Origin of the sequence: Parabacteroides sp. CAG:2, from assembly GCF_000436315.1 — a bacterium.
Lineage (GTDB): Bacteria > Bacteroidota > Bacteroidia > Bacteroidales > Tannerellaceae > Parabacteroides > Parabacteroides distasonis.
In genome coordinates, this window is sequence record NZ_FR885305.1 from 11209 (window position 1) to 32272 (window position 21064).

Consider the following 21064-nt stretch of genomic DNA (forward strand, 5'->3'; position numbering starts at 1 on the left):
AGAGCAACTGATCCGTGCGTTGATGTTAAGCCATTTGATGGTGATCTATATCAAGCAAAGTCTGGGACGCTTGTCCGCCCTTTGCGGTTGTGTGGTTGCCGCTACGGGAGCGAGTTGCGCTATCACCTATTTGATGGGAGGAAATAAGGCGCGGATTTCTTATGCGATCAAGAATATGATCGGTAATATTACCGGAATGATCTGTGACGGTGCCAAGCCGAGTTGCGCGATGAAAGTATCTAGTGGCGTATCTACGGCGATGCTTTCCGCTTTGATGGCCATGGAGGATAAGGTGGTGACTTCCGTGGAAGGTATCATCGATGAGGATGTGGATAAATCGATCGCGAACTTGACCGCTATCGGTTCTAAAGGAATGGAGGCGACGGATCGTCTGGTGCTGGACATCATGACCGGTAAATCTTGTTAATGGGATTCTATGGAGGAGGCACCAAAGGCGAGGAAAAAAGAGATTATGCGAGTGACACTTTTAGGGTCATTCGCTAATTTTGTTTTATTGGTATTCAAGTTCGTGGCGGGTATCTGGGGGCATAGTAGCGCTATGATCGCCGATGCGGTGCATTCGTTATCTGATTTCGTAACGGATATAATCGTACTTCTTTTTGTCAATATATCTTCCAAGCCGAAGGACGAGAGCCATGATTACGGGCATGGTAAATACGAGACTTTGGCGACTTCAATTGTCGGTATCGTCTTGCTTTGTGTAGGTTTTGGCCTTTTCTGGGAGGGAGCGAACAAGATTTATGACTTTTATTTCAAGGGGATTCCGTTGGAAAGTCCGGGAATGATCGCTTTAGTTGCCGCTCTTATCTCCATTGTGATCAAGGAATTACTGTATCATATTACCGTTTGGGTAGGAAGGAAGCAGAATAGTCAAGTCGTTATCGCTAACGCTTGGCATCATCGCTCGGATGCCTTTTCCTCGATCGGTACGGCTTTAGGTATCGGAGGGGCGATTTTGTTGGGGGATAATTGGCGTGTGCTGGACCCGTTGGCGGCTGTGATTGTCAGTTTATTTATCGTAAAAGTAGCCTTACAACTAGTGATCCCGGCGATTAATGACTTATTGGAGAAATCTTTGCCGAAGGAGGTGGAGGATGAGATCTTGGCGATCATTAGTGAGGTTCCCGAGGTAAAGAGCCCGCATAATCTACGTACCCGCCGCATCGGTAATAATTTTGCTATCGAGGCGCATATACGGGTGAACGGACAGATAACCGTGACTCGTGCCCATGACTTGACGAAAGAGATCGAACAGAATCTGCGTGATAAGTTCGGTCAGGCTACGCACATCGCTTTGCACGTGGAACCAATTAAATAAACGAATTGTTATTTGACCATGATGAAGAACTTATATAGGGGAGAAGTGTTCTATTTGATCGCTTCCCCGCTGGATCATGTGGAGGCTTACCGCTATTTTGAGGATGGGGGACTGGCTGTTGTTGATGGAAAGATTGTAGAGGCGGGGCCGTTCGAGGCGATGCGTTCCCGTTACCCGGATTTCCCGGTGACAGACTATTCCGGTAAATTGATTACACCCGGCTTTATTGATTCCCATATCCATTTCTCCCAGTCGGAGATACAGGGAATGTATGGCAAGCAACTTCTGGATTGGCTGGACGAATATACGTTTCCCGCCGAGGAAGCTTTCTCTTCCATGGAATATGCACAAGATATCGCTCGCTTTTTCGTGAAGGAACTGGTGAAGAACGGAACTACGACTTGTGCTGCTTATGCCACGGTTCATCCTGCTTCCGTAACCGCATTATTTTCCGTGGCTACGGAGTATAATATGTGTATCTTGGCTGGAAAGGTGATGATGAACCGGAACGCTCCGGATTATCTGATGGATACCACGCATCAGGGTGAGTTGGACTGCCGTAGCTTAATCGAGGATTGGGACGGGAAAGGACGGAATCACTATGTGATCACGCCCCGTTTCGCCATAACCAGTACGCCGGATCAATTAAAGTCTGCCGGTCGTTTACATGCCGAATATCCCAGTACCTATATACAGACACATCTTTCGGAGAATCTGGGAGAGATTGAATCTGTATTATCGCTATGTCCCGGTCATGCGGATTATCTGGAGGTCTATGAGCGTGCCGGATTGTTGACCGATCGTTCGATATTCGGGCATTGTGTCCATCTAACCGATCGGGAATATAAGCGGTTGGGAGAAACGGGAGGCATTATCGCCCATTGCCCGACCTCGAACCTTTTCCTTGGAAGCGGATTATTCGATATGAGGGAAGCGAACCGTTACGGCGTACGTACTACCTTGGCGACAGATGTCGGTGCGGGTACATCTTTCTCTATGTGGCGTACGATGGGAGAGGCTTATAAGGTACAACAGTTGAACGGTTATCCGATGACAGCTTTGGAGGCTATCTATAAATGTACGCTAGGCTCTGCACGGGCCTTATCGTTGGACGACCGAATCGGAAGTTTCCTCCCTGGCCGTGAAGCGGATTTCATAGTCGTGGATTATGCCGCTACCTCTGTCCAGAAATTGCGTATGGAGTATCTTCGTTCGAGAGATAAATGGACGATCGAGAATAAGCTGTTTGGCCTGCAAACCCTCGGCGATGACCGGAATACGGTATGCACTTATATAATGGGCAAGCAAGTATACGGCTCAGATTCGTGCGATCATCAAGAAACAAGTATGTAATACGACCGTTACGACGATCCATAGGCGCTCGGCAGTAGTCGGGCGCAATCCCGGGAAATGATATTCTATAGCCCCGTGCTTGCAAGCGGAGAGGCAATCTCCGCAATAGGTACAGGTATAGCCGATCTTTCCCTTCTTGATCTCTTCTTTATGTAGGGCATCGTAACGGCAAGCGTTTGTGCAAGCCATGCAATGGCAACAATCCGTGGTCAGTCGTACCCGGAAAGGAGAGAGGTATTTGAGGAAAGACACTAAAGTCCCGATCGGACAATAACTACTGCAATGCACCATCTTCCGTCTCTTTCTGGAAAACAATAGCATGACAAGTAGGCCGATAACTCCGACCGCTATTCCAAAAGCGGTGGCTATCCTGCCGCTCGCTCCGAATATTCGGAGTAGGATGGCCCCCAACATAACCAGAAATAATATGCTGTATCGCATTTGCTTGTGATAGGGGAACCTTTTTCGTTCCAATTTTCCCCGGGCACTCCATGCGTCGAATGCCCCGAAGTAACAAAGCTGGCTACACCAAGCGGGACCGGATAGTAATAAGGTGCTGATAAAAAGTATGGGCATGAATAATCCCTCGAAGCGATAAAGCGGTCCGGCCAAGATTACCGCAGGGATCGGTAAATGCAATTTTCCGGTCATAAGGAAAATAGGATCGGCAAAAATCCCTAGAGCAAGTTGCCCGAAAAAAACGATCGAGAATAACAACCACGCTCGTTTTCTCCATTTGGGACGTTCTTGCCGATCTTGCATCTTATAGCAGAGCCAACCACCGTATAGCATGGCAAGTATCACTTGTATCCATCCTCCATACGGAAATAACCTTTCGCCTATCAACAGTGGATTTTTAGGCATGACTTGAACGATCGAGAGAAGTCCCCCGACTAATAATACGGTACTGATAACAATACGTCTCGTTTTCATGCTCAATTATTTTATGCGTAAAAGTATGCCTTTTACGCGAATAATTATAGCACGGGCATTGTATTTCTGATACTAGTTACACCGATTAAACGATCATACCGTGCTCCCATTGGACAATAGTAGACGTAAATGCTATATTCGTTCTCCGTCTGGAAGAAATTACCCTCGATAGGGCCGGTCTGTCCTACGGTCTGTCCGTTAGGGACAAAGAGGTACTGATAGTTGTAACTGCCTTGTTTCAGTAAGACGGATTTCTCGTATTGATGCGTCTCCGGATTATAGCCCATCTTACTTTTCTCGTCCAATACATTATTATATAATTCGCCGTTCAAATACACGTTTCCATCGGGAATTAAGTCCATGGCGAGGGTAAAGTGAACGATGTAATAGTCCGCTTCCGTATCCGGGTCGTTACAATTACTGCAACGGATGAAAAAACGGCCGTCTTGGTCTTGATCGTATTGATACGATAATTGGTCACGCCGATAGTCCGTCATCAACTCTACATGGTAATATGGATTATGGAACGAGATACTTTCTACGTGCATGCCATTGTATTTGTTGCTCAAAAATTCCATACGGCGATATTCGTTTCCTGCGGGAAAGATCAAGTTCTGATTGTTCGTATAAGAGATCTGGTTTTCTAAAATAGTCATAGGCTGAAGACCTGTTACGGCATTATCCCTGCGGTTATTCTGATAAACCCAGATTTTCAAGTCGGTCTGAGGATAGGTGATGGGGAAATTCTTGTTATTGATCGCAAAGCTGACTTGTTGGTGTGACTGATTGGTATCGATATCCGTATTTCCGCTCACCGTAGCGGCGACACTAACCATCGGCTCGAAAATAGAAAAGCATGCGGTAAATACGATCTGGGAGGGATCATCCTCGTTATATACTTGCAAGGCATAATTCCCCGAGACCTTCGGTTGAACGTCATCGTTTGGGAAAAGTAATCGGTAGTTGGTGTATTGCACCATAGTACCCATCGCATTGGCGAAATCCTCGATCGTGCTCCCTTGGAAACCATTCATATACTCAATCGGGGAAAGATTCGATTGCGTCCAATCGGCGTTGCAATGAACCAGATTATAGGCGTATCGCCCGAAGCCCGGATTAAAAGCATCGAAATTAACCTCGATACGATTCTCACCACCCAGTTCGATGAATGGATCGGAGAACATCTCGCCGGCAACCTTCACTTGGAGGGTCTTTATTTGCTTATCGCTAACGTTGGTGAAGTAAGTCACTTGAGCGTTCAACGGTACTAAAACCGTGATAAGCAGCAGAAATAGGATTTTAAAAACTTTCATTTTCTTATTACTTTCTTTAACGACGCAAAATTATGGAATTATTTCTCTATTTATTTGCCTTTCCCTGCTCTAAAGCATGAAAAAATGTTTACTTTTGCAGGAAAATTACATATAAACAATTTTAGTTGTATCATGGCAAATGTGATTAAGATTAAAAAGGGTTTAGACATTAATCTGAAGGGCAAAGCTTCGGATGTACTGTTAAACGGCGGCAAGAGCGAGTCTTACGCGATCGTCCCCGATTATTATAACGGTATTCTCCCTAAAGTTGTTGCGAAAGTAGGAGAAAAAGTCAAAGCCGGTTCTGTACTGATGATTGACAAGAACCGCCCCGAGATCAAGTTTGTTTCGCCGGTCAGTGGCGAGGTAACTGCCGTAAACCGAGGAGAGAAGCGTAAGGTGCTAAGCATCGTTGTGAAGCCGGATGCGCAGATCGAGTATGAGGAGTTCGGTAAGAAGAACGTAGCATCCCTACAGGGAGCAGAGGTGAAAGAGGTACTTCTGAACGCTGGTATGTGGCCGTTTATCAAGCAACGCCCATACGATATCGTTGCCGCTCCATTGGATACTCCGCGTGATATCTTCGTTTCGGCTTTTTACTCCGCTCCGTTGGCTCCAAACTTCGATTTTATCGTAAAAGGTCAGGAGGCTGATTTCCAGACTGGATTAAACGCCCTAGCTAAATTAACGAATGGAAAAGTGTATGTGGGTGTAAGAAGTGGTTCTGTTGTGAGCGGAATGAAAGGTGTGGAGATCGTGGAAGTAGAAGGTCCGCATCCCGCAGCGAACGTTGGCGTGCAGATCAATCATATCAAGCCCGTTAACAAGGGTGAGGTAGTTTGGACGGTTAATCCGGCAGACGTGATCGTTATCGGACGCTTGTTTAACAAGGGTGTCGCCGATTTCAGCCGTATGGTTGCTATTACCGGTTCCGAGACTACCGAGAGAGGCTACGTTAAAACGATTTCAGGTTGTACGATTAAGAGCTTGGTTAACGGTAAAGTGTTAGGACAGGAACATATCCGTATTATCAGCGGTAATGTTTTGACAGGTACCAAGGTAAATATGGATGGTTACCTAGGCGCTTATGATAACCAGATCACCGTGATTCCGGAAGGTGATGAGACGCATGAGTTCTTAGGTTTCGCTATGCCTCGTTTCAACCAGTTCAGCGCTAGCCATAGTTACTTTAGCTGGTTAGGTACTAGCAAGGAATATGTGATCGACGCCCGTATCAAAGGTGGTAAACGTGCCATGATCATGTCTAATGAATACGATAAGGTGTTCCCGATGGATATCTATCCGGAGTATTTGTTGAAAGCGATTATTGCGTTCGATATCGATAAGATGGAGAACTTAGGTATCTATGAGGTGGCTCCCGAGGACTTCGCTCTTTGCGAGTTCGTGGACACTTCCAAGATCGAGTTGCAAAAGATCGTTCGCGACGGATTGAACCTGTTGTATAAGGAAATGAATTAATAACATAAAAAACTTATAATACATTGAAAGCGTTAAGGAATTATCTCGACAAGATTAAGCCTAACTTTGAGGAAGGCGGAAAGCTGGCGATGTTCCGTTCTGTTTTTGACGGTTTCGAAACATTCTTATTTGTTCCGAACGAGACCTCTAAAACGGGCGTACATATTCATGACTGTATTGATTCAAAGCGTGCCATGACCGTGGTTATCATCGCTTTGTTGCCTGCTTTGCTTTTTGGTATGTATAATGTCGGTTATCAGCACAATTTAGCTGTGGGGGCTGATCCGGGATTTTTGATGACTTTTATTTTTGGATTTTTGGCGGTATTGCCTAAGATCATTGTTTCGTATGTGGTAGGTTTGGGTATAGAGTTCGCTGTCGCCCAAGTGAAGAAGGAAGAGATTCAAGAAGGATTCTTGGTTTCCGGTATCTTGATTCCGATGATCGTTCCGGTCGATACTCCGTTATGGATGATCGCCGTAGCTACTGCTTTCGCTGTTATTTTTGCGAAAGAGGTATTTGGTGGTACGGGATATAATATATTTAATGTAGCATTGGTTACACGTGCGTTCTTATTCTTCGCTTACCCGGCAGCAATGTCTGGTGATCAAGTGTTCGTTCGTACGGCTGATACGTTTGGTATTGGGGCTGGCCAAGTGGTTGACGGCTTTTCCGGAGCTACTCCGCTGGGACAAGTCGCTATCGCTGGTAAGGAGATGATCGGTTCTTTCCAAGCTGTTGACGTATTAGGCAACCCGATCTCTACTTGGGACGCGTTTATTGGTTTGATCCCGGGCTCTATCGGTGAGACTTCCGTATTGGCTATTTTGATCGGTGCGGTTATCTTGTTGGTTACGGGTATCGCAAGTTGGAAGACAATGGTTTCCGTGTTCGTGGGTGGTGCTTTCATGTCATTGATCTTTAATATGGTCGGTACAACGGTCGCTATGTGCGTATCTCCGCTGGATCACTTGTTCTTAGGTGGTTTCGCTTTTGGTGCCGTGTTCATGGCTACAGACCCTGTGACTTCCGCTCGTACGGAGACAGGTAAATATATCTATGGTTTCCTTGTAGGTGCTATGGCCATTATTATTCGTGCGTTGAACCCGGGTTATCCAGAGGGTATGATGCTCGCTATCCTGTTGATGAACGTGTTCGCTCCGCTGATCGACTATTATGTTGTGGAAGCTAATATCTCTCGCAGATTGAAACGTGTAATAAAATAAAGTAAGAAGGAATATGGCTAAATATAAATGTAAGGTATGTGGCTATGTCCACGAGGGAAATAAGGCTCCTGACACTTGCCCGGTATGTTCCGCTCCTGCTTCCGAATTTGAGGAAATCAAGGAGGAGGGCGCCGCTAAGAAAGGCATAAACCGGGATAGCAATGTTTATACGGTTGTTTATGCGGCTGTGATGGTTGTGCTAGTGGCTGTCGTATTGGCGTTTACTTCACAATCATTGAGAAGTTTTCAGAAACAGAACGAGGATAACGATAAGAGACAACAAATTCTGCGTTCTATCAACGTAAATGTTTCTTCTTCTGAGGCTGAGACCAAGTACAACGAGTTGATCAAGGAAGCTTTCTTGGTAAACGAGAATGGTGAGAAGGTTGAAGGCGACGCTTTCGCTACGGATGTAGTTAAGGCTGCCACTGAGCATCAATATCCGGTTTTCGTCGCGAATGTAGATGGTCAACCGAAATATATCATGGCTTTGCATGGAGCAGGTCTTTGGGGTCCGTTATGGGGTTATATCTCTGTAGATAGTGATAAGAATACTATTTATGGTGCTGACTTCAGCCACCAAGGTGAAACTCCGGGTCTGGGAGCTGAGATCTCTAAACCGGCGTTCAGCAATGAGTTCAAAGGTAAGAAGATCTTCATGAGTGGAGAATTCAAGTCTGTCGCTGTTGTTAAGCCGGGTAAGAGCGTAGCGGGACAGGATTATGTAGACGGTATCTCAGGTGGTACAATTACCAGTAAAGGTGTGGATGAAATGTTATTCAACAGCTTGAGCGGTTATGTTAAATTTTTGACCTCACAAAATTAAGTAGAAGATGGGATTATTATCTGAAAAGAATAAAGAAGTTCTGTTAGGCCCGTTGAGCGCTAACAACCCGGTTGTCGTTCAGATGTTGGGTATTTGCTCTGCGTTGGCTGTAACATCAAAACTTGAGCCGGCCATCGTGATGGGTATCTCGGTGACGGCTGTTGTGGCTTTCGCTAACGTGATCATTTCATTGATGCGTAATACGATTCCGAACCGTATCCGTATTATCGTGCAATTGGTGGTAGTTGCCGCTTTGGTGACAATCGTTAGTGAGGTGTTGAAAGCTTTTGCTTATGACGTAAACAAACAGCTTTCCGTATTTGTCGGTTTGATCATTACGAACTGTATCTTGATGGGACGTCTGGAAGCGTTCGCCTTGGGTAACGGCCCATGGGAATCGTTCTTGGATGGCATTGGTAACGGTCTGGGATATGCGATTATTCTTATTATCGTAGGTTTCTTCCGTGAATTGCTAGGATCTGGTACCTTATTGGGTTTCCAAGTGATTCCGCAGGCATTCTATGATCTGGGTTACGTGAACAATGGTTTGATGATCTTGCCTCCGATGGCGTTGATCGTGATCGCTGTTATTATTTGGGTTCATCGTGCTAAGAACAAGGAACTTCAAGAAAATTAATGTTAACGATTAAACGAATAATAGAATGGAACAATTATTAAGCACATTCGTCCGCTCGATCTTCGTTGACAACATGATCTTCGCATACTATTTGGGTATGTGCTCTTTCGTGGCTGTCTCAAAGAACGTGAAGACCGCTTTAGGATTAGGTATAGCAGTGACATTCGTACTTTTCTGTACGTTGCCGATTAACTATATGCTTGAGAATTATGTATTGAAAGAAGGTGCGTTAAGTTGGTTAGGCCCGGAATATGCGGAGGTGAACCTTAGCTTCTTGGCGTTTATTATCTTTATCGCCGTTATCGCTTCTTTCGTGCAGTTGGTCGAGATGGTAGTCGAGAAATTCTCTCCGTCTTTGTATGCTTCCCTTGGTATCTTTTTGCCGCTGATCGCTGTAAACTGCGCTATCTTGGGTGGTTCTCTGTTTATGCAACAAAAAGCGTTCCCTAATGTAGGTGTCGCCACTGTTTATGGTTTAGGATCTGGTATCGGTTGGTTGCTGGCTATCGTAGGTATGGCGGCTATCCGTGAGAAATTGTCATATTCAAATGTCCCCAATGCTTTGAAAGGTTTGGGTATTACTTTCATCATCACGGGTTTGATGGGTATGGCATTCATGTGTTTCTCTGGTCTGAAGATTTAAGTATTAACGCATTAAACAAAATATAAAGATGACTTTATTAATGTCGGGCGGACTTACGATTGGTGTCAGCGCAATAGTATTCTTATTGATCACGCTGATCTTGGTCGGTTTGCTTTTGTTCGCCAAAGCAAAATTGGTGCCTTCAGGGAATGTAAGCTTGAAGGTTAACGGAGAGAAAGATATAGAGACCCCGATTGGTGGAACTTTGCTAGGTGCGCTACAGAGCGGTGGCATCTTCTTGTCTTCCGCTTGTGGTGGTGGTGGTAAATGCGGTCAGTGCCGTGCTCAAGTTATTGATGGCGGTGGTGAGATCCTACCTACTGAGAAAGGTTTCTTCTCTCGTAAACAAGTGAAAGATCATTGGCGTTTGGCTTGTCAATGCAAGGTGAAAGAGGATATGGTCGTTCAGGTACCAGACGAGGTATTTGGCGTTAAGGAATGGGAATGCGAGGTTATCAGTAACAAGAACGTCGCTACATTTATCAAGGAGTTTATCGTTGCATTGCCTAAAGGTGAGCACATGGACTTTATTCCGGGTTCTTACGCTCAGATCAAGATCCCTACATACTCAATGGATTATAACAAGGATATCGATAAGAGCTTGATCGGCCCCGAGTATCTGCCGGCTTGGGAGAAATTCGGTTTATTCGGTTTGAAGTGTAAGAACGACTCACCGTCTATCCGTGCCTATTCTATGGCTAACTATCCTGCTGAGGGTGACCGTATCATGTTGACCGTGCGTATCGCTACGCCGCCGTTCAAACCGAAACCACAAGTTGGTTTCATGGATGTGATGCCGGGTATCGCTTCTTCTTATATCTTTACGTTGAAACCGGGTGATAAGGTGACTATGAGTGGTCCTTATGGTGATTTCCACCCAATTTTCGATTCTAAGAGAGAGATGATGTGGATTGGTGGTGGTGCTGGTATGGCTCCGTTGCGTGCCCAAATCATGCACATGACGAAGACGTTGAAGACTACGGATCGTAAGATGTCTTACTTCTATGGCGCGCGTGCCTTGAACGAAGTGTTCTATTTGGAAGATTTCTTGGAAATAGAGAAAGAATTCCCAAACTTTACGTTCCACTTGGCGCTTGACCGTCCTGATCCTGCCGCTGATGCTGCGGGTGTTAAATATACGGCTGGATTCGTTCATCAAGTAATCCATGATACTTACTTGAAGGATCACGAGGCTCCGGAAGATATCGAATACTACATGTGTGGTCCGGGCCCGATGTCAAAGGCCGTGGAAAATATGCTGGATAACTTGGGTGTACCTCGTGAGATGTTGCACTTCGATGATTTCGGTGGATAAAATAGGATTTCTATATCTACAGATAGAAGGCGGGGGTTAAGATCCTCGCCTTTTTTATTTTGGCCCTGAAACTCCTCTTTACGAAGATATACTTCAAATGCTATAGGATATATACTGCATGTGTCATAGGATATATACTTCATTAACGAAATAAGTCGTACTTCTATGTCGGCACATTAAAAATGTAATTATTTTGAAATAATATGCAGCGTTTATCGTTTTATAAGCATCTAAGCTTATATAGTCATAAAAACAAGTTAGACATGAAGCCATTGATTTTATCTTTTTTTGCGGTTTTATTAGGATACTCATTCTTTTTCGATAAAGATGATGAAATAAAATTGCGTAATGTTGACCAGATATCGTTGGAATCTAATTCTACGATGCCTGAGAGGGGTGATTCTGTCACTTTGTATGCGAAAAGGCTCCCTAATACTCCGGAATATATTTTACGAATCGCAAAACCGGAGGATTATCTCTTTACGAAATAAAATTTTCGTGTTAAAATATTTGTTTATTTGACGAATATTGCTATGTTTGTGCCCATGTAACTTTTAATGCGTGGGATATGGATTTGAAATCTACTCAATATATAGAAAAAACAGGAAGTGTCGCAAAGGCATTCCTGTTTCTTTTTCTTCTCTTTCTATCAAGCATATATAATCTGTTTAAGTTTGCCAGCCTTGAAAATGAGGAGGTAGAAGTATCAGATATGGTGCTACCTTCTAAGACTTCCGGTGATGTCGAGTATATAGAACAAGATGACTTATCTGCAAGCTGTAAATTCCTGATCGATAGAACTACTCACTGGTTGGGCTGAGTAAGCCCTTATCTGATCCGTGCGAGTGCATAGAAGGATAAGGGGGACTTATTTTAGATAATTAAACGATTTTCTCCAATAGATTGTATTCCGGTATATCTTCGAGGAAAGCATACGTCTGTTTCTCATAGTCAATTTTGCAACAAAAATGACGGATGCCGTTGCTTACGGTTAAGTATTTTACGTGTAAGACCATGTTATAACGTACGATTTGATCGAATACAGCGCTTGTTATCTCGATATGTGGAGCTTTATATTCAATAATCATTAGAGGTGCTAGAAACCGATTGTATGCAACGGTATCGCATCGTTTGGATGTTCCGTTTAGTTTCACCGCTACTTCATTCGCTAAAAGTTCTTGAGGATAGTTTTTTTCCGTGACCAAATAGTTCACGAAATGTTGTCGTACCCATTCCTCTGGCGTTAATGCGACAAATTTTCGGCGTACAGGATCCCAAATAGAAGGCTTTCCTGCTTTCTCCGTAACTTTGACTGAGAATTTTGGTAGATTTAATGGGAGCATTTGCTATATTTGCTATTTATATTCTAACTAAAATGCACCTCAAAGGTAGTTATTTATGAGAACAAAACAAGAAATCGTAGAAAATTGGCTGCCTCGTTATACCGAGCGAAAGCTAGAAGACTTCACTAAGCACATATTACTCACTAACTTTACTAAATATGTCGAGATATTTGCGGATCATTTTAATGTCCCGATTTTGGGATTGAAAAGTTCGATGCCCAATGCCTCGGCAGAAGGGATTACCATTATCAATTTTGGGATGGGAAGTGCGAACGCTGCTACAATCATGGATTTATTATCAGCAGTCATGCCCAAAGCGGTGCTTTTCCTCGGTAAATGTGGAGGATTAAAAAGAGCGAATGTATTAGGGGATTATGTATTGCCAATAGCGGCGATCCGAGGTGAGGGAACGTCGAATGAGTATTTACCACCTGAGGTACCTTCATTGCCCGCTTTTTCAATGCTTCGTGCCATTTCTTCCGCCATACGTGATCATGGAAAAGATTATTGGACAGGTACGATTTACACGACAAATCGCAGGGTTTGGGAATACGATAATGCTTTCAAGGAATATCTTCGTAGTACGCATGCCACTGGTATCGATATGGAAACCGCAACCTTGCTTACTGCCGGTTTCGCTAACCAAATACCTACGGGTGCATTGTTGATGATATCGGATAAACCGATGGAAGAAGATGGTGTAAAAACAGAAGCGAGTGACCGGAAGGTAACTCAACAATTTGTAGGAGAACAGGTAATGTTGGGAGTTGAAGCTCTTCAACAGATTTTGGATGGTAAGAAAACCATCCGTCATATCCGTTTTAGTTGGTAATAGCGAAACCTCATAATTTATGGCAAAAAAAGAAATTACTTTCGAGGAGATTTGTAGGGATATAACAGCAAGGAAGTTTCAGCCTGTTTATGTGTTAATGGGCGAAGAGCCTTTCTTCATCGATCAAATAACAGATTTGTTATTAAAAAGCGTATTAGAGGAATCTGAGAGAGATTTCAATCAGATTATTCTATACGGCGCAGATACAGATGCTATTTCTATTATCAATGCGGCACGTCGTTTTCCGATGATGTCCGAATATCAATTGATCGTTGTTCGAGAGGCTCAATTAGTGAGAGATATAGAGTTGCTGAGCAGTTATGTGAAGAATCCTTTGTCATCAACTATTTTGGTCATAAATTACAAATATAAGACTTTAGATCGCCGTCGTGCGTTAGCGGCCGCAACCGATAAAAACGGTATTTTATATGAGTCAAAAAAGATCCCGGATTATAAAATGCCGAGTTTTATCACCTCTTTGATGCAACAGCGTTCTATCGGTATCGATCCAAAAGCCGCTCAAATGCTCTCAGATTTCCTTGGAAACGATTTAAACCGTCTCAATAAGGAATTAGATAAGCTGGCAATTATCTTGGCTGAAAAGGCCTCAAAACGCATCACACCGGAATTGATCGAGCAAAATATAGGGATTAGTAAAGAATACAATAACTTTGAGCTGATAAAGGCACTTGCCATGAAGGATATATTAAAGGCTAACCGGATCGCTCAGTATTTTGAGAAAAACCCTAAAAGTAATCCGATACAGATGACACTTCCTGTATTATTTAACTATTTTTCAAACTTGCTGATTTGTTATTATTCAAAGGATCGATCGGAATCAGGATTGATGACCGCACTTGGTTTACGGGGAACTTATCAAGTAAAGGACTATCTTTTGGGGATGAAAAATTATCCAGCGATGAAAGTTTTTAATTTGATCAGCGATATCCGAACGACTGACGCAAGATCTAAGGGAGTGGAAAACTCTTCAGCGACAGATGCAGATTTACTAAAAGAATTACTTTACAAAATTTTACATTAAACAGAAATCATAGACTTAGTGCAGGCAAAAGGGCCTTTTTTCCTAGAATGATGAAAAAGTCAAACTGGAAAAAGAGGCCTTTTTGTTTATTTATCAATTAATTACGCATATTTTATCTCTCTGAGATTTTAAAATTTATTCAATCACGTACTTCTTTCCTCAAAAATTCCAAGAAATCCATACTTAAAGCTATAATCGGTATAGCCATAGATTGCCTTCATTATCCGTTAAAGGAAAAATAGACAAGTTGGCAGTAAAATAAATAGAGTAAAATTATATTGTATACAAATATAACCGAGGAATGGATGTTTACAATCATATATACAATAAAAGTATTTGAGTAGATTACAAATGTTGGTGGTTTTTGTAATCATTATATAGACGTTACAAATGTATCATGTTTACATTACTAATATAAATCATGGATTACTATATATTTCTTTATCCACGTAAGATTTGCTATAAATTATAAATAACCAGTTTTTTATATAGAAATATTGATTGTTTACATTAACTAAACATGTTTTTTCGTCTACAAACGTATAAAAACCCCCTAACTATACATTATATGTATTATTATATTTACATATAGATCAGATATATATGCTATTTTTCTAAAGTTTTTCTAAATACTCTATACCTCCTTCTTGAACACGGTTTACAGTTCTACCCATCACATATGTATCGGTGTGACACATATGTATCAATTTAGTTTTATAAAAATAAATTGCACAAATGGAAATATTGATTTATCTTTGTATCCAGTTTGCTTTATGGACATTTATCTTAGTAAACGGTCATAATGGCAGTATTCTAGTAAGAATTTAAGATATATATGAATATGAGAGATCGTATTTTAAAAATAATGGAACGTGAAGGACTTACCCCTTCTAAATTTGCCGAATCGATCGGTATACAGCGTTCGGCAATGTCACATATTATATCTGGGAGAAATAATCCGAGTTTGGATGTTCTGCTAAAAATACTGGAACGGTTCACTTATGTTGATTCTGACTGGCTATTGTTTGGCAAAGGCGAAATGATCCGAGAACATGTGTTAACTGAACCTAATTTGTTTACAAATATGCTTGAAAATCGTCCCAATGTACAAGTTGTTGCCGAAAATCGCAAGGAAATTGGGGTTGAGACACCTGTAAACATCCAGAAACAACCTGTTGTAGAGCAAGTTATATGCCAAGAAAAGCCTTCTAAAAATGTTAGTAAAATAATGATATTTTACTCCGACAATACGTTTGATACTTTCGTCCCTGAAAAAAACAAGAAAGACTAAGGTAAACTGTTCGGTATATACGTTATATTCATGTATCTTTGCGGATAAATTGAGTAATCGTGTATATGAAGAAGTACATCTTAGACATGAAGGTGACTGAAAACTGTCACCTTCATAAAAATTATTGCCTGCTAAAGTTAACCTCGGATGGGAATCTTCCAGAGATGCTTCCCGGACAATTTGTAGAGGTTCATGTAGAAAACTCTCCTACAACATTCTTACGTCGTCCGATTTCTGTCAACTATGTAGATAAGTCTAAAAATGAGTTGTGGTTATTGATTCAACTTGTTGGTGATGGCACGAGAAAAATGGCAGAATTCCGTCCCGGTGATATTGTAAACATAATGCTACCACTGGGTAATAGTTTTACAATTCCTTCCAAGGAACAGGAGAACAAAAGACTTTTGCTGATTGGTGGTGGTGTTGGAACCGCTCCGATGTTATATCTAGGAGCTTGTTTAAAAGAAGCCGGTTTTGAGCCTACTTTTCTACTTGGAGCTCGTTCTAAGGATGATGTATTGCAATTAGATGAATTCCAGAGATTTGGTAAGGTTTATATCACAACCGAAGATGGTTCGCTAGGCGAGAAAGGGTATGTGACTAACCATACGATCCTTAAAGAGGTCCGATTTGACCAGATTTATACTTGTGGTCCTAAACCAATGATGGTGGCGGTAGCGAAATACGCAGGTGCGGAAGCTATTTCTTGCGAGGTTTCTCTTGAGAACACGATGGCTTGTGGCATAGGTGCTTGTTTGTGCTGCGTAGAGAAAAACAAGGAAGGTCATAATGTGTGTGTATGTACAGAAGGTCCCGTATTTAATATTGAGAAATTGTCATGGCTGAATTAAATGTAAACATTGGGAATTTACCGTTGAAAAATCCGGTAATGACAGCATCCGGCACGTTCGGATATGGTATAGAATATGCTGATTTCATGGATATTTCACGTTTGGGGGGTATTTTCGTGAAAGGTACCACTATCCAACCTCGTGAAGGTAATGATTATCCAAGAATGGCGGAGAGTCCTTCTGGAATGTTGAATGCCGTGGGGCTTCAGAATAAAGGCGCCGATTATTTCGCTGAGCATATTTATCCGGAGATCAAGGACATCAATACGAATATGATCGTAAACGTGAGTGGGTCTTCGGTTGAAACGTATGTCGAGTGTGCGGAAAAGATCGCAGAGTTAGATAGGATTCCCGCTATCGAACTGAACATTTCTTGTCCGAACGTAAAGCAAGGTGGTATGGCTTTCGGCGTTACTACGTGTGGTGCAGGAGAGGTTGTTAAGGCTGTTCGTAGGGTTTATCCAAAGACACTTATTGTAAAACTTTCTCCTAATGTAACTGATATTACGGAGATCGCTAAAGCTGTTGAAGCGGAGGGTGCGGATTCTGTTTCGTTAATTAATACGATGCTTGGAATGGCCATCGACGCAGAGAAACGTAAACCTATATTATCTACAATAACTGGAGGTCTTTCCGGGCCTTGCGTAAAACCTGTAGCTCTACGTATGGTATGGCAAACGTATCATGCGGTAAAGATTCCAATTATAGGTTTGGGAGGTATTTCAAATTGGAAAGATGCCGTGGAGTTCATGTTAGCTGGGGCTAGTGCTATCCAGATCGGAACTTATAACTTTGTAGATCCAACTGTTTCTATCAAGGTTATTGATGGATTGAATGACTATTGTGACCGACATGGTTTTAAATCAGTAAAAGAGTTGATCGGAGCATTGGATATTCAGAGATAATCTAAGTTCATTTATAGACTTTATTTCCATTTTTTCAATAATAAAAAAGGATGTGTTCGCTTACGCAAAAAGAACACATCCTTTCTTTTTATTATGAAAAATTATTCGATCTCTAATACGGCCGGACAATGATCAGAATGTACGGCATCGTTTAATATATAAGCGGCTTTAACTTTCGGCTTCATATTGTCGCTAACCATACAATAATCAATACGCCATCCTTTATTTTTAGATCTGGAATTGAAGCGATAACTCCACCATGTATATTCTTGCTTATCCGGGTTCAAGAAGCGAAATGTATCCGTAAAACCTGCGGATAAGAAGCGAGTCATCCATTCCCGTTCTTCCGGAAGGAAACCACTGTTCTTTGCGTTCCTGATCGGATCATGAATATCTATCGGCTCGTGGCAAATGTTGTAATCGCCACAGAGAATTAAGTTCGGACGGGATTTCTGTAACTCAACGACATATTTCTGGAAATCTTCCAGCCATATCATCTTAAAATCCTGCCGTTCATCCCCACTAGTCCCGGAAGGATGATAGACACTTACGATCGATACATCCCCGAAATCAGCACGGAGGAAACGTCCCTCATTATCATACTTCTCGATTCCCATTCCATACTCGATATGATCCGGTTCCTGTTTCGTAAGAATGGCCACGCCACTATATCCCTTCTTTTGGGCACTAAACAAATAAGACTTATATCCTAAAGTCTCGAATGTTTCTGACGGGAACTGGTCTGGTTGCAACTTTGTCTCTTGGATACATAACACGTCCGGCTGTTCTTGAGCCAACCATTCGGGCAAGCCTTTACCTACGGCAGCCCTTAATCCATTTGTATTGTACGTTATTATTTTCAATTTTTCTAAGTTTAGAGGTGAATGACTTTTATTCTGTCTCAAAGATACAACTTTTGACGATTTTACATTGTTTTCATTCCATAATCGGTACATAGAAATTTTCTATATTTGTATAACTTAGAATGAATGACAGACTATGCTGGAACATTTGAACGATATTTTAGAGAATACTCAGATAACGGCCTCGACCGCCGCCGTACGATTAGCTATCAGCTTCGTGCTTGGCGCTATTATCGGTGTAGAAAGACAATTTCGCCGTAGGGACGCTGGTATGCGGACCTTTACCTTGATCTGTATGGGATCTGCCGCCGCCATGTTGATATCTATCTGGATACCACAAACCTATCCGAATTTCTTGAATGGAGATCCGGGGCGTATCGCCGCCCAAGTCCTTACAGGTATTGGTTTCTTGGGAGCAGGAGCTATTATTCAAAGTCATGGAAGCGTGCATGGACTCACTACGGCGGCTTGTATTTGGGTAATGGCTGTAGTCGGTTTGGCCGCTGGTGCCGGCATGTTCTTGGCCGCTTCTATCACTACGGCATTTACCTTGTTCGTATTGGTTTCTTTAGAAAGGCTGGAGCGACGTATGTATTTGGATGGTGTTAATAAAATACTTACGATAAATTGCTCAACCTCGACTCCCGATCTTAAAGGTATCCGGAAAATCTTGGAAAATAGGAGCATATTTATCGTAAGTCTTTCTTATGAGCATAATTACGACAAGAATACGTCGACAATTACCTATAAAGTCAATGTGAAATCCAAGTCCTCTTACAGTGAGTTATTCACTGAGATTCGAAAACTTGGTTATATTTCACAAATACGTCTTCTAGCTTGACAATGCCGTTTATTCAAGTTCACCCTTTAGCATATGCCCGGCGATACGAGCCGCTTCCTTAACGTATTTACCGCAAGGACGTTTGGCATAATACTGTTGCGTGCGTGCGGAAGGAGAGGGATTCGTCGATGTCTCTTCCGGAGGAAGAAGGCTACGGCAAATGATCGTCCCATGCTTCTCCTTGAATAAAGCCGCCATTTTTTGTACCATGCCATAGTTGCGGGCACGCGCCTCTTGATCTAGCGGATCAAATACCGGATACTTAAATCCGGCTAACATCGCCATTGCGTTTACGGTACCACAAACCTCACGCATGCGTCCGACACCTCCTCCAAAAGATACAGACATCTTTTTCGCCAGCTCTAAATCCAACTCGAAGACATCCGAATAAGCGAGGAATACAGATTGAGCGCAATTATATCCGGACTCGAAGTTGTGGACCGCTTGGTTCACACGCTCCTCTATATCAAAGGATTTCATAGTCAACACAAGCTCTGTCCGCCTTTACCGGGCCAATAATTCCTTTAGCGACCGCTACATGTTCCGGATGATTAGCGTACGTATTTACATCTTCCAAGGTAGGCAATTCAGTAGTTAAAATAATATCCCAAGTCTCCGCCGGATTACAATTAAAATCTACACGGATCATTTTCAATACGTCTATCTTATTGATTAAGGCTTCCAGTTTATCCTTAATTTCTTGCATTTTGGCTTGCTTCTCAGCCGGAGTTTGAAACTCCTTCAACTTAAACATTACAATATGTCTGATCATAATCGCTATACATTAATTATATATATTACATCTGTTCATCCAAATACGAATCCTTGTATCCAAGGAAATATAAGATACCATCGAGGCCAATCGTAGAGATAGATTGCTTGGCGGTCGCCTTTACCTTCGGTTTGGCATGGAAGGCGATACCTAGACCGGCGATACTAATCATCGGCAAGTCGTTCGCCCCGTCGCCAACCGCTACGGTCTGGCGAATATCCACGTTCTCCACTTGCGCGATCAGGCGTAATAATTCCGCTTTCCGCTTCCCATCTACGATATCGCCCACATGATTACCCGTTAGCTTGCCATTCTCGATCTCAAGCTCGTTGGCGTATACATAGTCGATATTATATTTTTGTTTAAGGAAATTACCGAAATAAGTGAAACCTCCGGAAAGGATAGCGATCTTGAAGCCCACCTTTTTCAAGATACGCATCAAACGGTCTACACCTTCTGTGATCGGTAGATTCTCGGCGATCTCCTGCATCACGGATACGTCCAACCCCTTTAATAAGGCACAACGCTGGCGGAAGCTCTCGCAGAAATCGATCTCTCCACGCATGGCTGCCTCTGTAATCGCTTTTACTTGATCGCCAACTCCGGCACGTATCGCCAACTCGTCGATAACCTCCGTCTCTATCAAGGTAGAGTCCATATCGAAACAAATCAGACGGCGCATACGGCGATACATGCTATCCTCTTGGAAAGAGATATCCATCTCAAGCTCCGTGGAAAGTTTCATGAACTCCGCTTTCATGCACTCCTTGTTTTTCGGGGTACCACGTACGGAAAACTCCACGCTCGCCTTGGGGGTACGGGCATTCTCGTCCAACGGGATACGTCCCGTGAGCCGCTTGATATCATCAATATTCATATCTTGCTCCGCTACGATCCGGGAAACACCCGCGATTTGCTTGGCTGTAAGCTTTCGGCTTAATATCGTGATGATATATCGGTTCTTGCCCTGCATACCTACCCATTTACTATATTCTTGCTCTGTAATGGGATTGAAACGGATATTGACGTCTAATTCGTAACTCTTGAACAGTAGTTCTTTCAATATATCGCCGGAATTTCCTTCCGTGCTTTGAAACAAGATACCCAATGATAAATGGTTATGGATATCCGCTTGACCGATATCGAGGATAACAGCGTTGTTCTTGGCTAGAATCTCCGTAAGAGCCGCCGTTACACCCGGACGATCCGCTCCATTGATATTTATCAGTATTATTTCGTCGTTTTGTGCCATATTTGTCA

Annotated in this window: 23 protein-coding genes; 16 read left to right on the forward strand and 7 right to left on the reverse strand. The window is 42.7% G+C overall.

Going from position 1 to position 21064, the window contains the following annotated elements; genetic code table 11:
• From QVP94_RS11395 to guaD, 3 genes are all read left to right on the forward strand, one after another.
• Window positions 1-427: L-serine ammonia-lyase, iron-sulfur-dependent, subunit alpha (locus QVP94_RS11395; RefSeq protein WP_288213258.1), on the forward strand; the 427-nt coding region annotated here is incomplete at its 5' end.
• A 9-nt stretch (window positions 428-436) separates the two neighbouring features.
• Window positions 437-1339 carry a cation diffusion facilitator family transporter gene (locus QVP94_RS11400; protein ID WP_008772138.1) on the forward strand — a complete coding sequence of 301 codons (903 nt, stop codon included), beginning with the start codon at window positions 437-439 and terminating at the stop codon, window positions 1337-1339.
• 12 nt (window positions 1340-1351) lie between these two features.
• Window positions 1352-2692, forward strand: a complete 1341-nt coding sequence (gene guaD / locus QVP94_RS11405) for a guanine deaminase (RefSeq protein ID WP_005862255.1) — start codon at window positions 1352-1354, stop codon at window positions 2690-2692.
• Here the strand turns inward: guaD and QVP94_RS11410 are convergent.
• Window positions 2657-3625, reverse strand: a complete 969-nt coding sequence (locus QVP94_RS11410; RefSeq protein WP_022192647.1) for a 4Fe-4S binding protein — start codon at window positions 3623-3625, stop codon at window positions 2657-2659. The two genes, guaD and QVP94_RS11410, sit on opposite strands and share 36 nt — an antisense overlap.
• A 44-nt stretch (window positions 3626-3669) precedes the next feature.
• Window positions 3670-4938: a type IX secretion system plug protein gene (locus tag QVP94_RS11415; protein WP_022192648.1), complete on the reverse strand. Its 1269-nt coding sequence runs from the start codon at window positions 4936-4938 to the stop codon at window positions 3670-3672.
• A 132-nt stretch (window positions 4939-5070) separates the two neighbouring features.
• Here QVP94_RS11415 and QVP94_RS11420 point away from each other — a divergent pair, with 132 nt between their 5' ends.
• The 7 genes from QVP94_RS11420 (at window position 5071) to QVP94_RS11450 (ending at window position 11884) form a co-directional block, all read left to right on the forward strand.
• Window positions 5071-6417 (forward strand): Na(+)-translocating NADH-quinone reductase subunit A, encoded by a 1347-nt coding sequence (locus QVP94_RS11420; RefSeq protein ID WP_008772142.1) that lies wholly within the window; start codon window positions 5071-5073, stop codon window positions 6415-6417.
• A 23-nt stretch (window positions 6418-6440) separates the two neighbouring features.
• On the forward strand, window positions 6441-7643 hold the full coding sequence (locus QVP94_RS11425) for an NADH:ubiquinone reductase (Na(+)-transporting) subunit B (protein ID WP_005856887.1): 1203 nt from the start codon (window positions 6441-6443) through the stop codon (window positions 7641-7643).
• A 13-nt stretch (window positions 7644-7656) separates the two neighbouring features.
• Window positions 7657-8469, forward strand: coding sequence for an NADH:ubiquinone reductase (Na(+)-transporting) subunit C (gene nqrC, locus QVP94_RS11430; protein WP_005856889.1), 813 nt, complete (start codon window positions 7657-7659; stop codon window positions 8467-8469).
• A 7-nt stretch (window positions 8470-8476) separates the two neighbouring features.
• Complete coding sequence (locus tag QVP94_RS11435; protein WP_005856891.1) at window positions 8477-9106, forward strand: NADH:ubiquinone reductase (Na(+)-transporting) subunit D; 630 nt, start codon at window positions 8477-8479, stop codon at window positions 9104-9106.
• Window positions 9107-9131: 25 nt separating this feature from the next.
• A complete protein-coding gene (gene nqrE, locus QVP94_RS11440; RefSeq protein WP_005856893.1) occupies window positions 9132-9749 on the forward strand; it encodes an NADH:ubiquinone reductase (Na(+)-transporting) subunit E in 618 nt (205 codons plus the stop codon).
• Between the two features lie 40 nt (window positions 9750-9789).
• The gene (gene nqrF, locus QVP94_RS11445) at window positions 9790-11064 is read left to right on the forward strand and encodes an NADH:ubiquinone reductase (Na(+)-transporting) subunit F (protein ID WP_010182986.1); all 1275 of its coding nucleotides are present in this window, start codon (window positions 9790-9792) and stop codon (window positions 11062-11064) included.
• Window positions 11065-11632: 568 nt separating this feature from the next.
• Entirely contained in the window at window positions 11633-11884 is a 252-nt protein-coding gene (locus QVP94_RS11450; RefSeq protein ID WP_009017466.1) for a hypothetical protein, read from the forward strand.
• Between the two features lie 61 nt (window positions 11885-11945).
• Here QVP94_RS11450 and QVP94_RS11455 read toward each other — a convergent pair whose 3' ends face one another.
• A complete protein-coding gene (locus QVP94_RS11455) occupies window positions 11946-12407 on the reverse strand; it encodes a type I restriction enzyme HsdR N-terminal domain-containing protein (RefSeq protein WP_005856901.1) in 462 nt (153 codons plus the stop codon).
• Between the two features lie 55 nt (window positions 12408-12462).
• Between QVP94_RS11455 and QVP94_RS11460 the strand changes: the two genes are divergently transcribed.
• The 5 genes from QVP94_RS11460 to QVP94_RS11480 all read left to right on the forward strand — a co-directional run bounded on the left by QVP94_RS11460 (window position 12463) and on the right by QVP94_RS11480 (window position 17328).
• Window positions 12463-13239, forward strand: a complete 777-nt coding sequence (locus tag QVP94_RS11460) for an AMP nucleosidase (RefSeq protein ID WP_005856904.1) — start codon at window positions 12463-12465, stop codon at window positions 13237-13239.
• A 19-nt stretch (window positions 13240-13258) separates the two neighbouring features.
• Window positions 13259-14281, forward strand: a complete 1023-nt coding sequence (gene holA / locus QVP94_RS11465) for a DNA polymerase III subunit delta (protein WP_005856906.1) — start codon at window positions 13259-13261, stop codon at window positions 14279-14281.
• A gap of 841 nt (window positions 14282-15122) precedes the next feature.
• Window positions 15123-15572 (forward strand): helix-turn-helix domain-containing protein, encoded by a 450-nt coding sequence (locus tag QVP94_RS11470; RefSeq protein ID WP_005856911.1) that lies wholly within the window; start codon window positions 15123-15125, stop codon window positions 15570-15572.
• A gap of 65 nt (window positions 15573-15637) precedes the next feature.
• A complete protein-coding gene (locus tag QVP94_RS11475) occupies window positions 15638-16423 on the forward strand; it encodes a dihydroorotate dehydrogenase electron transfer subunit (protein ID WP_005856914.1) in 786 nt (261 codons plus the stop codon).
• Complete coding sequence (locus QVP94_RS11480; protein ID WP_005856916.1) at window positions 16411-17328, forward strand: dihydroorotate dehydrogenase; 918 nt, start codon at window positions 16411-16413, stop codon at window positions 17326-17328. The genes QVP94_RS11475 and QVP94_RS11480 overlap by 13 nt, the downstream gene beginning before the upstream one ends.
• A 101-nt stretch (window positions 17329-17429) precedes the next feature.
• Here the strand turns inward: QVP94_RS11480 and QVP94_RS11485 are convergent, their stop codons facing one another.
• A complete protein-coding gene (locus tag QVP94_RS11485) occupies window positions 17430-18191 on the reverse strand; it encodes an exodeoxyribonuclease III (RefSeq protein ID WP_036628709.1) in 762 nt (253 codons plus the stop codon).
• Window positions 18192-18327: 136 nt separating this feature from the next.
• On the opposite strand from QVP94_RS11485, the gene QVP94_RS11490 reads away from it, so the two are divergent.
• A complete protein-coding gene (locus tag QVP94_RS11490; protein ID WP_005856919.1) occupies window positions 18328-19032 on the forward strand; it encodes an MgtC/SapB family protein in 705 nt (234 codons plus the stop codon).
• A gap of 9 nt (window positions 19033-19041) precedes the next feature.
• Here QVP94_RS11490 and QVP94_RS11495 read toward each other — a convergent pair whose 3' ends face one another.
• The 3 genes from QVP94_RS11495 to serB are packed head-to-tail and all read right to left on the reverse strand — an operon-like array spanning window position 19042 to window position 21056.
• Window positions 19042-19512: a C-GCAxxG-C-C family protein gene (locus tag QVP94_RS11495; RefSeq protein ID WP_011966318.1), complete on the reverse strand. Its 471-nt coding sequence runs from the start codon at window positions 19510-19512 to the stop codon at window positions 19042-19044.
• Complete coding sequence (locus QVP94_RS11500; protein WP_005856923.1) at window positions 19499-19804, reverse strand: Dabb family protein; 306 nt, start codon at window positions 19802-19804, stop codon at window positions 19499-19501. The genes QVP94_RS11495 and QVP94_RS11500 overlap by 14 nt, the downstream gene beginning before the upstream one ends.
• 25 nt (window positions 19805-19829) lie before the next feature.
• The gene (serB, locus tag QVP94_RS11505; RefSeq protein WP_005856925.1) at window positions 19830-21056 is read right to left on the reverse strand and encodes a phosphoserine phosphatase SerB; all 1227 of its coding nucleotides are present in this window, start codon (window positions 21054-21056) and stop codon (window positions 19830-19832) included.
• Window positions 21057-21064 lie beyond the last annotated feature (8 nt).

Excerpts from the sequence above, each read along its gene's own strand:
- QVP94_RS11400 (WP_008772138.1), top strand. The coding sequence starts at position 437 with ATGGAGGAGGCACCAAAGGCGAGGAAAAAAGAGATTATGCGAGTGACA.
- QVP94_RS11410 (WP_022192647.1), bottom strand. The coding sequence starts at position 3,625 with ATGAAAACGAGACGTATTGTTATCAGTACCGTATTATTAGTCGGGGGA.
- QVP94_RS11415 (WP_022192648.1), bottom strand. The coding sequence starts at position 4,938 with ATGAAAGTTTTTAAAATCCTATTTCTGCTGCTTATCACGGTTTTAGTA.
- QVP94_RS11420 (WP_008772142.1), top strand. The coding sequence starts at position 5,071 with ATGGCAAATGTGATTAAGATTAAAAAGGGTTTAGACATTAATCTGAAG.
- nqrC (WP_005856889.1), top strand. The coding sequence starts at position 7,657 with ATGGCTAAATATAAATGTAAGGTATGTGGCTATGTCCACGAGGGAAAT.
- QVP94_RS11435 (WP_005856891.1), top strand. The coding sequence starts at position 8,477 with ATGGGATTATTATCTGAAAAGAATAAAGAAGTTCTGTTAGGCCCGTTG.
- nqrE (WP_005856893.1), top strand. The coding sequence starts at position 9,132 with ATGGAACAATTATTAAGCACATTCGTCCGCTCGATCTTCGTTGACAAC.
- nqrF (WP_010182986.1), top strand. The coding sequence starts at position 9,790 with ATGTCGGGCGGACTTACGATTGGTGTCAGCGCAATAGTATTCTTATTG.
- QVP94_RS11450 (WP_009017466.1), top strand. The coding sequence starts at position 11,633 with ATGGATTTGAAATCTACTCAATATATAGAAAAAACAGGAAGTGTCGCA.
- QVP94_RS11455 (WP_005856901.1), bottom strand. The coding sequence starts at position 12,407 with ATGCTCCCATTAAATCTACCAAAATTCTCAGTCAAAGTTACGGAGAAA.
- QVP94_RS11460 (WP_005856904.1), top strand. The coding sequence starts at position 12,463 with ATGAGAACAAAACAAGAAATCGTAGAAAATTGGCTGCCTCGTTATACC.
- holA (WP_005856906.1), top strand. The coding sequence starts at position 13,259 with ATGGCAAAAAAAGAAATTACTTTCGAGGAGATTTGTAGGGATATAACA.
- QVP94_RS11470 (WP_005856911.1), top strand. The coding sequence starts at position 15,123 with ATGAGAGATCGTATTTTAAAAATAATGGAACGTGAAGGACTTACCCCT.
- QVP94_RS11475 (WP_005856914.1), top strand. The coding sequence starts at position 15,638 with ATGAAGAAGTACATCTTAGACATGAAGGTGACTGAAAACTGTCACCTT.
- QVP94_RS11480 (WP_005856916.1), top strand. The coding sequence starts at position 16,411 with ATGGCTGAATTAAATGTAAACATTGGGAATTTACCGTTGAAAAATCCG.
- QVP94_RS11490 (WP_005856919.1), top strand. The coding sequence starts at position 18,328 with ATGCTGGAACATTTGAACGATATTTTAGAGAATACTCAGATAACGGCC.
- QVP94_RS11495 (WP_011966318.1), bottom strand. The coding sequence starts at position 19,512 with ATGAAATCCTTTGATATAGAGGAGCGTGTGAACCAAGCGGTCCACAAC.
- QVP94_RS11500 (WP_005856923.1), bottom strand. The coding sequence starts at position 19,804 with ATGATCAGACATATTGTAATGTTTAAGTTGAAGGAGTTTCAAACTCCG.
- serB (WP_005856925.1), bottom strand. The coding sequence starts at position 21,056 with ATGGCACAAAACGACGAAATAATACTGATAAATATCAATGGAGCGGAT.